Genomic DNA, 15658 nt, shown 5'->3' with positions numbered 1-15658 from the left:
CACCGATCATCGAGGTGACGGTCATGACGGAGACCACTCAGCGCAGGACCACAGCGGGCCGGCAGGACGGGGCGACATCGCAGGGCGGTAAGGGCGCTCCCGGCACCCGCGGGAACACCGCCATCGCGGACACGGTCGTCGCGAAGATCGCGGGCATGGCGGCCCGGGAGATTCCCGAGGTGCACAACCTCGGCGGAGGAATGACCAGGGCCTTCGGGGCCGTGCGTCAGCGGGTGCCGGGCGGGGGCAGTGGGGTCACCCAGGGGGTGAAGGTCGAGGTCGGTGAGCGCCAGGCCGCCGTCGATCTCGATGTGGTCGTCGAGTACGGCGCCGCTATCGCCGACACCGCGGCGGACGTCCGGACCAACGTCGTCAACGCGGTGGAGCGGATGACGGGCCTGGAGGTCGTGGAGGTCAACATCGCCGTCGACGATGTCCATCTGCCCGACGAGGAGGAGGACGAGTCCGAGCAGCAGGAGGGCAGGCGGGTGGCCTGAGGGCCGGAGGCGGGGGTCAGTAGACCTCCGGGGCCGCCCCGGGGTCGCACGGCACGCGCACGTGCTCGCCGTGGCCGCAGTGGACGATCCGGTCAATGATGCCGACGGCGTCGGTCCCGGCCAGGAACGCGGACAGCGGCGAGCGCATCACCGTGTAGTCCCCGTAGTGCACGGGCAGCACGAGCCGGGGGTCGAGACGACGGGCGAGTTCGACCCCCCGGGTGCCGTCCATCGTGACGACGAAGCCCCCGGGCAGGCGCGTGCCGCCCAGGTGGAGGACGGCGAGATCGGGCGGCCGGGAAGCGTCCGATGAAGTGGATGTCGATCGCGTCGCCGGTGGGGTGCCGGTGGGTACCGGTGGCGGTCGTGGTCGTTCGTGGGCTGAGGCATGGGCGCTCTCCGGTCGCCCCGTGGGGACAGCCGTCTCGCCCTGGGGGCAGCCATCTCCCCCCGGGGACCGCATACTCCCTCTGGGGACAGCCGTCGCCGCGAGGGAGTACCCGCCCCGGAATGGGTCAGGCCGAGCGTTTGCGCGGGGTCGACTTCTTCGCCGTCGTCTTCTTGGCGGTGCTCTTCGACGCCGTCTTCTTGGTCGTCCCCTGGCCCTGGCCCTGGCCCGACTTGGCCGTCGACTTCTTCGCCGCCGTGGTCTTCTTGGCCGCCGTCTTCTTCGCTGTGGACGTCGACTTCTTGCCGCCGGTCTGCTTGGGGGCCGCGCGGGTCGTCTTGCGCTGCGGGAGCGACTTGACCTCGGCGTGCTCGGCGTCCTCGCCCCGGGACTCGCGGGCCGCGCGGACGCTGCTCTCCAGGGCCGCCATCAGGTCCAGGACCTTGCCGCCCGTGGCCGGTTCCGGGGCCTGCGGCGGAGCCTCGCCGGCGGCCTTCGCGGCGATGACCTCCTCCACCGCCTCGCGGTACTCGTCGTGCAGGTCCTCCAGGTCGACTTCGCCCAGGGTGTCCATCAGGGCGTCGGCCAGGTCCAGTTCCTGGTCGCGGACCTTGACGTCGGTGTCGGGGGCCAGGCCCTCGGGGGCGCGGACCTCGTCCGGCCAGAGCAGGCCGTGCATGGCGATGGCCTCGCCGACGACCCTGAGCATGCCCAGGCGCTCGCGCCCGCGCAGGGCGAACTTCGCGATCGCCACCTTGTTGCTGCGCTTCAGGGCCTCGCGCAGCAGCGTGTACGGCTTCGCCGCCGGGGCGCCGCTCGCCTGGAGGTAGTACGCGGCGTCCATCTGGAGCGGGTCGATCCGGTCCGCCGGGACGAAGGCGACGATCTCGATCGTCTTCGCCGTCGGGATGGGCAGGCTGGACAGGTCCTCCTCGGTGATCGGGATGATCGTGCCGTCCGCGTCCTCGTAGCCCTTGCCGATCTCCCCCTGGGTGACCTCGCGGTCCTCCAGTTCGCAGAATTTGCGGTAGCGGATGCGGCCGCCGTCCTCGGTGTGGATCTGGCGGAAGGAGATCGAGTGGCTCTCGGTGGCGTTCACCAGCTTGATCGGAATGCTGACCAGGCCGAACGAGATGGCGCCGTTCCATATGGATCTCACGTGCTGCACCCTTCCGGTCACGCTCGGGAGTGTTCATCACAGTTTGCGTGGGATTCTTATCGTATGGCGCCTATCACAGTGGTGGAGGGGCGACGGCTCGCTCTCAGCAATCTGGAGAAGGTGCTGTATCCCGCCACGGGCTTCACCAAGGGCGAGGTGCTGCACTACTACGCGACCGTCGCCGAGGTCCTCCTGCCCCATCTGCGGGACCGGGCGGTGTCCTTCCTGCGGTATCCGGACGGCCCGGACGGGCAGGTGTTCTTCACGAAGAACGTGCCGCCGGGTACGCCCGAGTGGGTCACCACCGCCGAGGTGCCACGGGTCGAGGGGCCCTCGCGGATGGTCCTGGTGCAGGATCTGCCGAGCCTGATGTGGTCGGCGAACCTCGTGGCCGAGTTCCACACCCACCAGTGGCTCGTCGGCACGCCGGACGAGGCCGACCGGATCGTGTTCGACCTGGACCCCGGGGCTCCGGCGAGCATCGTGCAGTGCTGCGAGGTCGCGCTGTGGCTGCGGGCGCGGCTCGCGCGCGACGGCATCGAGGCCTACGCCAAGACCTCCGGCTCGAAGGGGCTGCACCTGCTGGCCGCCGTGCGGGGGGCGTCCTCCGAGCGGGTGTCCGAGTACGCCAAGGCACTCGCCGTCGAGGCGGAGAAGGCCATGCCCCGCCTGGCGCTGCACCGGATGACCAGGAGCCTGCGTCCGGGGAAGGTCTTCGTCGACTGGAGCCAGAATGCCGCCCGCAAGACGACGGCGACCCCCTACACCCTCCGGGCCCGCACCGAGCCGGCCGTCTCGGCCCCGGTGACCTGGGAGGAGGTCGAGGAGTGCCGGGCGCCGGGCCTGCTGGACTTCCGTGCGGTCGACATCGCCCCGCGGGTGCAGGACTACGGCGACCTGCTGGCTCCCCTGCTGGACACGGACACGGCCGGGACGCTCCCGTAGCCGGACGCCTGCCGGGCTCCGACGGGCCCGCCGGGCTCCCATGGAACGGCCGAGTTTCGACGGGCCCACCGGGCTCCCACGGGACGGCCGAGCTTCGACGGGCCTGCCGGGCTCCGACGGGCCTGCCGGGCTCCCACGGGCCGAGCGTGGTCAGGTGCCGCGGCCGGCCGCGGGCTCCGACGGACCCGCCGGGCTCCCACGGGCCTGCCGTGGTCAGGTGCCGCGGCCGGCCCGGCCGTCCCCGGTCGCTTCCCTCACACCCGCGCCCACGTGGTCCGGTCGCGGGCCATCGCGTGCAGGGCCTCCACGTCCGCCGGTTTCAGGACGCCGCCCCGCCGGGACAGGCCCTCCACCTCCGCGGCCGTCAGGACGTGGACCTCCCGGGGAGCGGTCGGGACCGACAGCGTCGCCGGGTCCACCAGGGCGAGCACCGGGCGGACCTCCGCCGTCAGGGCGTAGGAGGCGCGGTCGGCGTCGGAGCGGACGCGGCGCAGGAGGGGGTACGGGGCGCGGCGGCCCAGGGTGATCATGGGGTCGGCGATGCGGACGCGCTGCCTGCGGGCGTGGAGGGTGTGGACGGCGTAGAGGCCGCCGGGGCCGATCAGCAGGTGGTGGATGCGGTCGCCACCGGGGAGTGGCACAGAGTGCAGGGCGTGCCAGCCCGCGCCGTCGAGGCGGTCGAGGGCGTCACCGACCGTCTGCTCGGCGGCCAGGGCCCGGCGGCGCGGGTCGGGGCGCAGCCGGTGGGTGGGGCCGGGGTCGCGGTCGAGGGCGACGAGGAGGGCCTCGCCGGGGCGGTTGGGGGCCAGGTCGTCGTCGGGGTGGAGGGCGAGGCGGGCCAGTTCGGCCGGGGTCGGCACCGGGGGTGGCCCGACGGTGACGGTGCCGGTGATGAAGGGGCCGAGGGCCCGCAGGACGTCGTCCTCGCGGTCCGGGCCGAGCAGGTTCACCCGGGCGGCCTCACGGTCGTACCAGGCGATGTTCCTGCCGTCCGGGAGACAGACGTACAGCCGTTCCCGGCCGTGATGCCAGGTCGGTATGACGCGCAGTCCGTTCATGCACCATCACCCCAGTCCATGGGAACAGGCGGGGTGCTGCGGGGGCAAGAACCCGGTTACCTTGGAGAGGAGTTGGGCCTGCCCGCGGACCCTCGGGCGATGATCGTGGGGAGGCGCCGTTGCGTACCCGCAGTAAACCCGACGTGCCCGCGCCGGAGAGCCCGTGGAGCGAGGTCGTCCCCGGGCTCTGGATGGGCGGTCACGAGTACACGGGGGCCTTGGGGCACCTGGAGTTCGCCGTCGTACGGAACGAGTTCGACCTCGTGCAGACGCTGCTGCGGCTGCCGGGGCACGGGCCCGATCCCGGCGTCCGCCACCATGTGTGGCCCATCCCCGACGGCCCTCTGGACGGGACGCAGCTCGCCGGGGTGATCCGGCTGGCCGAGGCGGCGTGCGAGGCGATGAGCGAGGGCCGCAGGGTTCTCGTCCGCTGTTACCACGGGTACAACCGCTCCGGTCTGGTCGTCGCGCACGCGCTGATGCGCCAGGGCAGCTCCGCCGAGGCGGCGATCCGGCTGATCCGGGACCGCCGCTCGCCCTGGGCGCTGCACAACGACCTGTTCGTCGAGTACCTGCGGGCCGGGCTGGCCACGGCCCGGCTGCTGGAGGAGCTCGCCGAGTAGCCCGGCACCCGTACGGCTTCGCGCCCGGGGGCGCACACGTCCGGCTGCCCTCTCGCGCAAATGGGACTTCCCCACGAATAAGGTGTACGCGGCCGACGGTCGCGTCCGCCCGTGTGATCGCCCACGAACGCCAGGAGTGCAGTGCCCTTCAGCCGCCCCGGACAGGCCGCCCGTCGCCTCGCCGTCGTCGCCCTCCTGCTGGCCGCCGCCGTGGGCTGCGGGGACGCCGGGGGTCTGGAGGGCGCGGGGTCGACCCCGACGGCGCAGGGGCCGGCCCGGCTCTGGCCGGAGCTGACCCCGGCGTCCAGCCCGGCCTTCGAGATCGGCGAGGTGAACACCGAGGTGGTCAAGGGGGTGAAGGTCCCCGGCGACGACATCCGCCGGGTGGACCCGGTCGGGATCGTCCGGGCCGAGATCGCCCGGCACCCCGGTGAGTACGACGGCGGCAAGGCGCCCTACCGGGACACGGAGCGCAGGATGGCCGAGTGCGCGAAGGGGCCGGGGCACGGGCGGTGCCCGGTGCTCAGGCCGTACTACCGGGACCTGACCGGCGACGGGCGCGACGACCTGACGCTGGGCTTCCCGCTGCTGCCCGGCAAGACGACCGCGGTCCGCGTCTACACCGTGGAGAAGCACCGGCTGGTGCAGGTGATGGCCTGGGAGGACGCGCTCAGCGGTGTCGAGCTGGCCGGACGCTCCCTGGTGATCCGCTCGCCGTCGGAGGTCGCCGGCTACGAGTACCGCTTGCAGTGGACCTGGGACCGGGACCAGCGGGCCATGCTCCTCACCCACGACGAGATGCTGCGTACGGGCCCGCGCAAGCACTCCCGGCAGCCGTCGGGCTCCCCCACCGCCGCCCCGTCCGCCTCCGCGTCCGGCTCTGCCCCCGTGAGCGGCGGATGAGGCCCGCGCTGCCCCCGTGGTCCGGAACGCTCGCCGCGAAGGCCGCCGCCTTCATCACGGTGATGTGCTGCGCTCTGGCGGCTCTGCTCGGCGTCCTGGTGCACGTACAGGTGACGAACCAGACCGTCGGCCAGGCCCGCGACCAGGCGCTTCAGCGGCTGACGCAGGCGACGGAGCGGTACGAGGCCGGGGACACGCTGCGGCGGGGCGCCGGGGTGGATCCGCCGGAGCTGCCCGGGCCGCTGCGGGACCTGGCGGTGGCCGGGGACCGCGGCACGATGGTCGCCGAACGGGAGGGACGCCCCACGATGTGGGCGGCGGGCCCCGCCGACGGCGGGCGGGCCCTGGCCGTCGCGGTCGACTACTCGCAGCAGGCCCGCACGATCGAGGGCCTGGACCGGGCGATCCTGTGGTCGTCGGGCCTGGCGATCGGGGCGACGCTGCTGGTGGGGGCGTTCGCGGTGACGCGGGTGACCCGGCGGCTGCACACCACGGCACTGGTCGCGCGGCGGATCAGCGCGGGCGATCTGGACGCGCGCGTGAACGACCCCCGCACCGGCCCCCGCGGGCCTTCGCGCACGGGCCCGCGCACGAAGGCCGGCCCGCAGGACGAGGTGGCCGCGGTCGCCGCCGCGCTCGACTCCATGGCGGCCTCGCTCCAGGGCAAGCTGCTCGCCGAGCAGCGGTTCACGGCCGATGTCGCGCATGAGCTGCGCACGCCGCTCATCGGGCTGCACGCGGCGGCCGAGCTGCTGCCGCCGGGCCGCCCGACGGAACTGGTCCGCGACCGGGTGGCGGCGCTGCGCACCCTCACCGAGGACCTGCTGGAGATCTCCCGGCTGGACACCGGCCGGGAGCGGGTGGAGCTGGACACCGAGCAGGTGGGGCCGCTGGCCGAGCGGGTGGTGCGGGCGGCGGAGAACGGCACGGAGGTCAGGGTCGTGCGGGACGTGTCCGTGGAGACCGACCGGCGGCGGCTGGAGCGGGTGCTGGGCAACCTCGTCGCGAACGCGCACAAGCACGGGCGGGGGCCGGTGGTACTGACCGTGGACGGTCCGGTGGTGACCGTTCGCGACCACGGGGACGGGTTCCCCGCGTACCTGGTCGCCCACGGGCCGCAGCGGTTCCGCACGGAGGGCGGTACGCGGGGGCACGGGCTGGGGCTGACCATCGCGCTGGGTCAGGCCGAGGTGCTGGGGGCGCGGCTGGAGTTCGCGAACGCGCCGGAGGGCGGGGCGGTGGCCACCCTGAAGCTGGCGGCGGAGTGAGGGCCCGGGGCACGTTCTCCTATGGCCCAGCGTGAGGGGCGTCGCTCCCTGGGCGCTCCTAATGTGGCGATAAGTCAGCTTCGGCACCCTCGCCCCCACATGGAGGTACCCCCATGTCCCTGCGCACCCGTCTCTCCATAGCCACCGCCGCCGGGTTCCTCGCCGCCGCGGCCGCCGTCACGCCCGCCGCCGCGCACGACGACTGGGACCCGAGCGGCGGCAACGGCAACAGCCAGCACGACCCCAGTGGCGGCAACGGCGGCAACGGCGGCAATGGCGGCAATGGCGGCAACGGCAACGGCGAAAGCGGCAACGGCGGAAACGGGAACGGCGGAAACGGCAGCGGCTGGAACGGCAACGGCAGCGGCGGGAACGGCAACGGTGGGAACGGCAACGGTGGGAACGGCGGCAACGGCAGCGGCGGGAACGGCAACGGTGGGAACGGCGGCAGCGGCGGGAACGGGACCGGCGGCAACGGCCACCACGACCAGCGCCTCTACGAGGGCGTCGTCACGGCGGACACGCTGGCCCTGCGCAGCGCCCCGAACCGCGGTTCGCAGATCATCCGGTTCGCCCACCGGGGCGATGTCGTCAAGATCTTCTGCAAGACGGGCGGCGAGACCGTGCAGGGCAATCCGCTCTGGTACCTGCTGACGGACGGCACCTGGGCCTGGGGCGCGGCCCGGTACATCGACAACATCGGCCCCGCGCCACGCTGGTGCTGACACTCGGTCACCCAAAGGCACACAAGCCGCACTGTTTGGGTAAGTTCCGGACATGAGCAAGGCCGGAATCACCGTGACGACGGCGGACCCGCCCCCTCCCGCCGTCCGCCGTCTCCCCCGGCGCCGGGGCATCGAACTCGCCCTCATCGTGCTGGCCGTCCTGCTGTCGGTGTACGGCTACTGCGCCGTGGGCCTCGCCCGGCACGGGGCGCTGCCGCCCGGCGCCGCGGGCTACGGCGCCGGGCTCGGCGTTCTCGCGCTGCTGGCCCATCTGGCGGTACGCCTGCGGGCCCCGTACGCCGACCCGCTGCTCCTGCCCATCGGCGTACTCCTCAACGGACTCGGCCTGGTGCTGATCTACCGGCTGGACCTGGAGACCCCGGGGGACCGGGCGGCCCCCGCCCAGCTGGTGTGGTCGACGCTGGGCGTGGCGCTGTTCATCCTGGTCGTCCTGCTGCTGCGCGACCACCGGGTGCTCCAGCGCTACACGTACGTCTGTGTGGTCGCGGCCCTGGTCCTGCTCACGCTGCCGATCCTCTTCCCGGCGGTGAACGGGGCCCGCATCTGGATCCGGATCGCCGGATTCTCCATCCAGCCGGGCGAGTTCGCGAAGGTGCTGCTGGCGGTGTTCTTCGCCGCGTACCTGGCGGCGAACCGCAGCGCGCTCGCCTACACCGGCCGCCGCGTCTGGAAGCTCCAGCTCCCCACCGGCCGCGTGCTCGGCCCGATCGTCGCCGTCTGGCTGGTCAGCGTCGGCGTGCTGATCCTGGAGCGCGACCTCGGCACTTCGCTGCTGTTCTTCGGCCTGTTCGTGGTGCTCCTCTACGTGGCCACCGGCCGCACCGGCTGGATCGCGGTCGGCCTGCTGCTGGCCGCGCTGGGTGCGGTCGCCGTGGGCCGGCTGGAGCCGCACGTGCACAGCAGGATCGAGACCTGGCTGCACCCCTTCGCCTCCATCGAGGCGGGCGAGGGTGCGAACCAGCTCGCCCAGTCGCTGTTCGCCTTCGCGGAGGGCGGCCTGCTCGGCGCGGGCCTCGGGCTCGGCCACTCGTACCTCATCGGCTTCGCCGTGAAGTCGGACTTCATCCTGGCCACCGCGGGCGAGGAGCTCGGCCTGGCCGGCATCGGCGCGGTCTTCCTCCTCTACGGCCTGCTGGTGGAGCGCGGCTTCCGTGCGGGCCTCGCGCAGCGCGAGCCCTTCGGACGGCTGCTCGCGGTCGGCCTCGCCTCGCTGGTGGCACTCCAGGTGTTCGTGATCGCGGGCGGGGTGACCGGTCTGATCCCGCTGACCGGCATGGCGATGCCGTTCCTGGCGCAGGGCGGCTCGTCGGTGGTCACCAACTGGGCGATCGTGGCGCTGCTGGTCCGGGTCAGCGACTCGGCCCGGCGCGGCTACGACGGGCAGGACGCCCGGTGACCCGGCACATCCGGCACGCCGGATACTTCTGCGTCCTGCTGCTGGTGGCGCTGCTGGTGAACGCGGCCCGCGTCCAGGTCGTCCAGGCACCGTCGTACGAACGCAACCCGGGCAACCGGCGCCCCGACATCACCCGCTACGAGCAGCCGCGCGGGGACATCCTGGTCGGCGGGCGGCCCGTCACCGGCTCCAGGGACACCCGCGAGCACCTGCGCTACGAACGGACGTACACCGACGGCCCGATGTACGCGCCGGTCACCGGCTTCGCCTCCCAGCTCTACGGGACGACGTTGCTGGAGAGCACCGAGGACGGCGTGCTGTCCGGCGCGGATCCGATGCTGGCGCCGTTCCCGCTGTGGAACGACTTCACGCGGGCGCGCAACGCCGGCGGAGACGTCGTCACGACCCTCCACCCGGCCGCGCAGGAGGCCGCGTACCGGGGGCTCGCGGGCCGCAAGGGCGCGGTGGCGGCGCTGGAGCCGTCGACCGGCCGGATCCTGGCCCTGGTCTCCGCCCCGTCCTACGACCCCCAGCCGCTGTCCGGCAACGGCTCGGCCGCGGCCCGGGCCTGGGCCCGGCTCAACGGGGACGAGGACCGCCCGATGCTCAACCGGGCGGTGCGGCAGACGTACCCGCCGGGCTCGACCTTCAAGGTCGTCACCGCGGCCGCCGCACTGGACACCGGTGTGGTCACGGACCTCGAAGCGCCGACCGGCTCCCCCGACCCCTACCGGCTGCCCGGGACGCGGACGCGCCTGACCAACGCGTCGAAGGGCTGCGCGGACGCCTCCGTGCGCGAGGCCTTCACCCTCTCCTGCAACACGGTGTTCGCCAAGCTCGGTGTGGAGGTGGGCGTGACCGACATGACGGCCACGGCCCACGCGTTCGGCTTCAACAACGGGGAGCTGAGGATCCCCTTCCCGGTGGCCCGGTCCACCTTCGACACCACCCTGGACGAGGCGCAGCTGGCCCTGTCGTCCATCGGCCAGTACAACACCCGTGCCACCCCGCTTCAGATGGCGATGGTCGCGGCGGCCGTGGCCAACGGCGGCCAGGTCCGGGACCCCTATCTGGTGGAGCGCACGACCCGGCCGGGCGGCAGCACCCTCGCGACGGCCGGATCGCGGGCGATCCGCCAGGCGATGTACCCGTCCACCGCGGTCCGGCTGCGGGCGATGATGCGGGACGTGGTCGAGCACGGCGGCGGACGCAAGGCGGCCATCCGCGGCGCCAAGGTCGGCGGCAAGACCGGCACCGCCCAGCACGGCCTCGGCAACTCGGGGACGCCGTACGCCTGGTTCGTCTCCTGGGCGCAGGGCGACCGCGACCCGGCGGCGCGGGTGGCGGTCGCGGTCGTCGTGGAGGACGCGGAAGCGCGGCGTGGGGACATCAGCGGGGGCGGTGACGCGGCGCCGATCGCTCGGGCGGTGATGCAAGCGGTACTCAAGTCGCCTTGAGAGCTGACCGGTTGGTGAGACGGGGGTACCGGCCGGGAAGCTCCCTACCTACCGTTCGGTCCATGACTGAGCCCACTGCCGCGTACGAACTCGCCGAGGTCAACATCGCCCGCCTGAAGGCCCCGCTGGACTCACCGCAGTTGAAGGACTTCGTCGACGCCCTGGACCCGGTGAACGCCGACGCCGACGCGGCCGACGGTTTCGTGTGGCGCCTACAGAGCGACAGTGGCAATGCCACGGACGTGCCCGTCTTCGGCGACTCCTGGCTGATCCTCAACATGTCGGTGTGGCGCGACGCCGACGCGCTGACGGCGTACATGTACCAAGGCAGGCACCGGGAGATGCTTGCCCGGCGGCGTGAGTGGTTCGAGCGGGTGGAGGAGGCCATGGTCACCTTGTGGTGGGTGCCGGCCGGTCACCGCCCGACCGTGGCCGAGGCGGAGTCCCGTCTGCTGCACATCCGCACCCACGGCCCGACGCCGTACGCCTTCACGCTGCGGACACGGTTCCCGCCGCAGGGTGCCGAGCCGCTGATCGGAGAGGTGCCGGAGGGGCTGGGCTGCGCGCTCTGACGAGCGCGCGGGCGCACCCGAGGTAGACACCGGGTCAACAAGTGGCGCGCAGGGGATTGACTGGCTTGCTGACAAGCAGTCTCATAAGTGCATCAGTGACGTGTGCACAACGAGGTGGGCAGCCATGACGACCCTGACGGAAGCCGATGCGCTCGACGGCCTGCGCGACGCCCTCGGCCTGCTGAAGGACCGGGAGCAGGTGGCCCAGCGGCTGCTCGACTCCTCCGCCAAGCACTCCTTCGACCCGGACAAGGAACTGGACTGGGACGCGCCCTTCGAGGAGGGCAAGTGGTTCTGGCCGCCGGAGCTGGTGTCGCTCTACGACACCCCGCTGTGGAAGCGGATGGGCGAGGAGCAGCGGATCCTGCTCTCCCAGCACGAGGCGGCGGCCCTGGCCTCGCTCGGCATCTGGTTCGAGATCATCCTCATGCAGCTGCTGGTGCGGCACATCTACGACAAGGCGGCCACGAGCGCGCACGTCCGTTACGCGCTCACCGAGATCGAGGACGAGTGCCGGCACTCCAGGATGTTCGCCCGGCTGATCGCCCAGGGCGACACGCCCTGGTACCCGGTCAGCCGCGCGCACCAGCAGCTCGGCCGCCTGTTCAAGACCATCTCCACCACGCCGGGTTCCTTCACGGCGACCCTGCTGGGCGAGGAGGTCCTGGACTGGATGCAGCGGCTGACGTTCCCCGACGAGCGCGTCCAGACCCTGGTCCGCGGCGTCACCCGCATCCACGTCGTGGAGGAGGCCCGCCATGTCCGCTACGCCCGTGAGGAACTCCGCCGCCAGATGGTGACCGCGCCCAAGTGGTCCCAGGAGTTCACGCGCATCACCTCCGGAGAGTTCGCCCGCGTCTTCTCGGTGGCGTTCGTGAACCCCGACGTCTACACGAACGTCGGTCTGGACAAGCGGGAGGCCCTCGCCCAGGTCCGCGCGAGCGGCCACCGCCGGGAGGTCATGCAGAACGGCTCCAGGAAGCTGACCGACTTCCTCGACGACATCGGGGTGCTGCGGGGGGTCGGACGGCGGCTGTGGAAGTCGTCCGGGCTGCTGGCGTAGGGGCGCACACCCCGGCACCCCGATTACCCTGCGAGGCATGACACCAGCCGCCCCCACCCCCGCCTACCGGCGACTCAGCGTCGAGGAACGCCGCAGTCAGCTGCTGACCTCCGCGCTGGACCTCTTCGCGCACCGCGCCCCGGAAGAGGTGTCCCTGGACGACGTGGCGGAGGCGGCCGGGGTCTCGCGGCCCCTGGTGTACCGGTACTTCCCGGGCGGCAAGCAGCAGCTCTACGAGGCCGCCCTGCGCTCCGCCGCCGACGAGCTCCAGCACTGTTTCGACGAACCCCGCGAGGGCCCCCTCCTCCCCCGCCTGTCCCGCGCCCTCGACCGCTACCTCACCTTCGTCGACGAGCACGACACCGGCTTCAGCGCCCTCCTCCAGGGCGGCAGCGTCGTCGAGACCTCCCGCACCACCGCCATCGTCGACGGAGTCCGCCGCGTCGCGGCCGAGCACATCCTCAGCCACCTGGGCGTCACCGGGCCCGGTCCCAGCCTGCGCATGACCATCCGCATGTGGATCACCGCGGTGGAGGCGTCGTCGCTCATCTGGCTCGACGAGGACAAGCAGCCCCCCGCCGAGGAGCTCCGCGACTGGCTCGTCGAGCAGTTCATGGCCATGCTGACGGTGACCGCCCGCCGCGACCCGCAGACCGACGCCCTGGTCCGGGCGCTCGCCGAGGATGTCTGACACTGATCCCGTGAAGAGCGAAGACACCCCCTTCGAGGGCGGCCCGATGGACGGCAGGGTCCTGCCCGTCCTCCTCGGCATCACCGGCCACCCGCCCAAGACGTACCGCATCCCCGTCCCGGACCCCGACGGCGGGCCGGACACCGTGCTCGTCTACCGCCGCGTCCCCCGGGGCCCGGGCCGGGTCGGCCTGTCCAACCGCTGGAAGTACGCGTACGCCCCGGAGGGCGTCCCGCCCCGCCGGCTCAACTGGCCCTGGTCGAAGCCAGACGCCACGCCGCGCGGCAAGCCGGACGACGCCGACGGGTGACCCCGTTGCGCCGAACCGCGCACACCCACCGCGCGCACCGGCCGCACACGCCTGATCCTCACGATGTCCGGCGGCACCACGCCGCCCCCGCACCGGAGGTGATGGCATGTCAGGAAAGCTCCTGCGTCTGGTCTGCATCGCGGCGACGGCGGCCGGAGCCGTCCTGGCGCCCGTCCCGGCCACGGCCGCTCCGGAGCCGGAGGCGGAACAGCACCGGATCGCCGATCTGCTGACGGACCTTCAGGAGCTGTACAGGAAGGCGGAGGAGGCCGGCGAGGCCTACAACGCCACCGAGGAGAAGCTGAAGAAGCAGCGCGCCGAGACCGACCGTCTGGACCGCGCCCTCGCGCGCGCCCGGCTCTCCCTGCACGACAGCCGGGGCGCGGCCGGCCGGCTGGCCCGGCAGCAGTACCAGAGCAGCACCGACATCTCGCCCTACGTACGCCTGCTCCTGGCCCGCGACCCGCAGCACGCGATCGAGCAGGGCCATGTGATCGGCCGGCTGGCCCGGGAGCGGGCCGACACCGTCGGCCGGCTGTCCGGCGACGAACGCGAGGCCGACGAACTGGCCCGCAAGGCCCGCGCGGCCCTCGACCGGCAGCTCGCCCTCACCGAGCGGCGCAAGAAGGAACGGGACGAGGTCCGCGCCCGCCTGCACGACGTCGAGGAACTGCTCGCCTCCCTCAGCCACGACCAGCTCACCGACCTCGCCGCGTTCGAGCAGAAGGGCATCGCGAAGGCGCAGAAGGAGTTCATGGCGTCCGGCGCGCTCGGCAGCGAACGCAACGGTGACGACGGCGGCGAAAGCGACGCCGGGGACAGCGAGGACGGGAAGAATCGCGGGAGCAGCGGGAGCAGGAGCGGCGTCCGAGCGCCGTCGGCCGAGGGCCGGCGGGCCGTGCGCTACGCCGTGCGACAGCTCGGCAAACCGTACGAGTGGGGCGCGGAGGGCCCGAGGACGTACGACTGCTCGGGGCTGACCTCGCAAGCCTGGGCCGAGGCCGGGGTGCCCATCCCCCGGACCAGCCAGGAGCAGTGGAAGCGGCTGGAGCGGATCCCCCTGGACGAGCTGCGCCCGGGCGACCTGGTCGTGTACTTCGAGAAGGCCACGCACGTGGCGCTGTACCTGGGGGACGGCAAGGTGGTGCAGGCGCCCCGTCCGGGCGCGAAGGTGAAGGTCTCACCGATCGCGGCCAACCCCGTCCTGGGCGCCGTACGTCCGGACCCGGACGGGAAGCCCCTGCGGCGGTACGAGCCGCCGGAGCTCCCCGAGGGGGCCACGGACGGGTCGGACGAGGGCTACGAGGGTTACGCGGCGCCGGCCCCGGACACCTCGGCCAGGTAGGCCTGCGTCCTGGCCGGGTCGTAGAAGAAGTTCTCGAAGTCGGCCGGGTCGTTGAAGCCGTTGGCGAAGCGGTCGGCGACCGGCTGAAGCTCACCGGCGGCGCCGATGAGGTTCAGGATGTGCTCCGGCGGCGGCGCGAGCATCGCGTTGGTCCACTTGGTGACGTGCTGGGCGGTGTTCCAGTAGCGGTCGAAGGTGGCCCGCATCCACTCCTCGTCGAACGGCTTGTCGCCGTGCTCGGTGATCGAGGCGAGGTAGGCGGCGGCGCACTTGGACGCCGAGTTGGAGCCCTGCCCGGTGATCGGGTCGTTGGCCACGACGACGTCCGCCACGCCGAGCACCAGCCCGCCGCCGGGGAGCCGGCCGATCGGGTTGCGGACGGTCGGGGCGTAGCGCCCGGCCAGGGTGCCGCCGGCGTCGGTCAGTTCGACCTTGGTGGCCCGCGCGTACTCCCAGGGGACGTACCGCTCCATGAGTTCCAGGGTCAGGGAGAGGTGCTCCGCGGGGTCCTTGACGCCGCTGAAGGCGTCGAGCGGGCCGCCGGGTATGCCCTCCCAGAACAGGATGTCGGCACGGCCGGAGGTGGTCAGGGTCGGCATGACGAACAGTTCGCCGACACCGGGCACGAGGTTGCAGCGGACCGCTTCGGTGTCCGGGTGCTCGGGGCGCGGGCCGAGGCCGTGGACGTACGCCACGGCCAGCGCGCGCTGCGGCTCGCTGTACGGGGAGCGCTCGGCGTCGCGGCCGAACATCTGGACCAGTTCGCCCTTGCCGGCCGCGACGAGGACCAGGTCGTAGGTGCGGGAGAAGTAGTCGAGGTCGCCGACGGCCGCGCCGTGGATGACGAGCTGGCCGCCGCGCTGGGCGAACGTCTCCATCCAGCCGGCCATCTTCACGCGCTGGTCGACGGACTGGGCGTATCCGTCGAGTCTGCCCAGCCAGTCGATGGCACGGGCGGAAGGTCCTTCGGACCAGGAGCCGGGGGCGGCGACCGAGACGCCGAGTCCTTCGATCTTCGGGGCCTGGGACTCCCAGAAGTTCAGCTGGAGATCGCGCTCGTGTTGCAGGGCCGTGTGGAACATGCACTGCGTCGACATGACCCGGCCGGTGCGGATCTCGTCCGCCGTCCGGTTGGACATCAGGGTGACCTCGTACCCCTGTGACTGGAGGCCGAGGGCGATCTGGAGCCCGGACTGACCGGCTCCGACGACGAGTATCTTCCGCATGCGGGCTGTCC

At 72.6% G+C, this 15658-nt stretch carries 16 protein-coding genes and 1 pseudogene; 13 read left to right on the top strand and 4 right to left on the bottom strand.

Features of this window, described 5'->3' with window-relative positions; genetic code table 11:
• Positions 1 to 23 precede the first annotated feature (23 nt).
• On the top strand, positions 24 to 497 hold the full coding sequence (locus AB0E85_RS21875) for an Asp23/Gls24 family envelope stress response protein (protein ID WP_361929625.1): 474 nt from the start codon (positions 24 to 26) through the stop codon (positions 495 to 497).
• A 16-nt stretch (positions 498 to 513) separates the two neighbouring features.
• Here AB0E85_RS21875 and AB0E85_RS21870 read toward each other — a convergent pair.
• Both AB0E85_RS21870 and AB0E85_RS21865 read right to left on the bottom strand, forming a co-directional pair.
• Positions 514 to 795, bottom strand: a pseudogene (locus tag AB0E85_RS21870) (MBL fold metallo-hydrolase); the annotation flags it as partial.
• A 217-nt stretch (positions 796 to 1012) separates the two neighbouring features.
• Entirely contained in the window at positions 1013 to 2053 is a 1041-nt protein-coding gene (locus tag AB0E85_RS21865; RefSeq protein ID WP_361929768.1) for a Ku protein, read from the bottom strand.
• A gap of 54 nt (positions 2054 to 2107) precedes the next feature.
• Between AB0E85_RS21865 and ligD the strand changes: the two genes are divergently transcribed.
• On the top strand, positions 2108 to 2989 hold the full coding sequence (ligD, locus tag AB0E85_RS21860) for a non-homologous end-joining DNA ligase (RefSeq protein ID WP_361929622.1): 882 nt from the start codon (positions 2108 to 2110) through the stop codon (positions 2987 to 2989).
• Positions 2990 to 3243: 254 nt separating this feature from the next.
• On the opposite strand, the gene AB0E85_RS21855 is transcribed toward ligD, so the two are convergent.
• Positions 3244 to 4047 carry a nuclease-related domain-containing protein gene (locus AB0E85_RS21855; protein WP_361929619.1) on the bottom strand — a complete coding sequence of 268 codons (804 nt, stop codon included), beginning with the start codon at positions 4045 to 4047 and terminating at the stop codon, positions 3244 to 3246.
• A gap of 119 nt (positions 4048 to 4166) precedes the next feature.
• Here AB0E85_RS21855 and AB0E85_RS21850 point away from each other — a divergent pair, with 119 nt between their 5' ends.
• The 11 genes from AB0E85_RS21850 to AB0E85_RS21800 all read left to right on the top strand — a co-directional run bounded on the left by AB0E85_RS21850 (position 4167) and on the right by AB0E85_RS21800 (position 14421).
• Complete coding sequence (locus AB0E85_RS21850) at positions 4167 to 4670, top strand: dual specificity protein phosphatase family protein (protein ID WP_229856394.1); 504 nt, start codon at positions 4167 to 4169, stop codon at positions 4668 to 4670.
• Between the two features lie 141 nt (positions 4671 to 4811).
• The gene (locus tag AB0E85_RS21845; protein ID WP_361929616.1) at positions 4812 to 5573 is read left to right on the top strand and encodes a hypothetical protein; all 762 of its coding nucleotides are present in this window, start codon (positions 4812 to 4814) and stop codon (positions 5571 to 5573) included.
• Positions 5570 to 6841, top strand: a complete 1272-nt coding sequence (locus tag AB0E85_RS21840; RefSeq protein ID WP_361929613.1) for an ATP-binding protein — start codon at positions 5570 to 5572, stop codon at positions 6839 to 6841. The genes AB0E85_RS21845 and AB0E85_RS21840 overlap by 4 nt, the downstream gene beginning before the upstream one ends.
• A gap of 113 nt (positions 6842 to 6954) precedes the next feature.
• Positions 6955 to 7566 carry an SH3 domain-containing protein gene (locus AB0E85_RS21835; RefSeq protein ID WP_361929610.1) on the top strand — a complete coding sequence of 204 codons (612 nt, stop codon included), beginning with the start codon at positions 6955 to 6957 and terminating at the stop codon, positions 7564 to 7566.
• A gap of 52 nt (positions 7567 to 7618) precedes the next feature.
• Positions 7619 to 8983, top strand: a complete 1365-nt coding sequence (locus AB0E85_RS21830; protein WP_361929607.1) for an FtsW/RodA/SpoVE family cell cycle protein — start codon at positions 7619 to 7621, stop codon at positions 8981 to 8983.
• Positions 8980 to 10440, top strand: coding sequence for a penicillin-binding transpeptidase domain-containing protein (locus tag AB0E85_RS21825; RefSeq protein WP_361929604.1), 1461 nt, complete (start codon positions 8980 to 8982; stop codon positions 10438 to 10440). Before AB0E85_RS21830 ends, AB0E85_RS21825 begins: the two co-directional genes overlap by 4 nt.
• Before the next feature lie 62 nt (positions 10441 to 10502).
• Complete coding sequence (locus tag AB0E85_RS21820) at positions 10503 to 11012, top strand: DUF3291 domain-containing protein (protein ID WP_361929601.1); 510 nt, start codon at positions 10503 to 10505, stop codon at positions 11010 to 11012.
• A 124-nt stretch (positions 11013 to 11136) separates the two neighbouring features.
• Positions 11137 to 12075: a diiron oxygenase gene (locus AB0E85_RS21815; RefSeq protein ID WP_033313517.1), complete on the top strand. Its 939-nt coding sequence runs from the start codon at positions 11137 to 11139 to the stop codon at positions 12073 to 12075.
• Between the two features lie 37 nt (positions 12076 to 12112).
• Positions 12113 to 12766 carry a TetR/AcrR family transcriptional regulator gene (locus AB0E85_RS21810; protein WP_361929597.1) on the top strand — a complete coding sequence of 218 codons (654 nt, stop codon included), beginning with the start codon at positions 12113 to 12115 and terminating at the stop codon, positions 12764 to 12766.
• Positions 12767 to 12776: 10 nt separating this feature from the next.
• On the top strand, positions 12777 to 13076 hold the full coding sequence (locus AB0E85_RS21805; RefSeq protein WP_361929594.1) for a hypothetical protein: 300 nt from the start codon (positions 12777 to 12779) through the stop codon (positions 13074 to 13076).
• Between the two features lie 106 nt (positions 13077 to 13182).
• On the top strand, positions 13183 to 14421 hold the full coding sequence (locus AB0E85_RS21800) for an NlpC/P60 family protein (protein WP_361929591.1): 1239 nt from the start codon (positions 13183 to 13185) through the stop codon (positions 14419 to 14421).
• Here the strand turns inward: AB0E85_RS21800 and AB0E85_RS21795 are convergent.
• Entirely contained in the window at positions 14385 to 15647 is a 1263-nt protein-coding gene (locus AB0E85_RS21795; RefSeq protein WP_361929589.1) for a styrene monooxygenase/indole monooxygenase family protein, read from the bottom strand. The two genes, AB0E85_RS21800 and AB0E85_RS21795, sit on opposite strands and share 37 nt — an antisense overlap.
• Positions 15648 to 15658 lie beyond the last annotated feature (11 nt).

Source organism: Streptomyces sp. NPDC029044 (genome assembly GCF_040637495.1).
Classification (GTDB): Bacteria; Actinomycetota; Actinomycetes; order Streptomycetales; family Streptomycetaceae; genus Streptomyces.
Note: the sequence above shows the minus strand (reverse complement) of the source record. Positions and strands in the feature narration are given on the sequence as shown.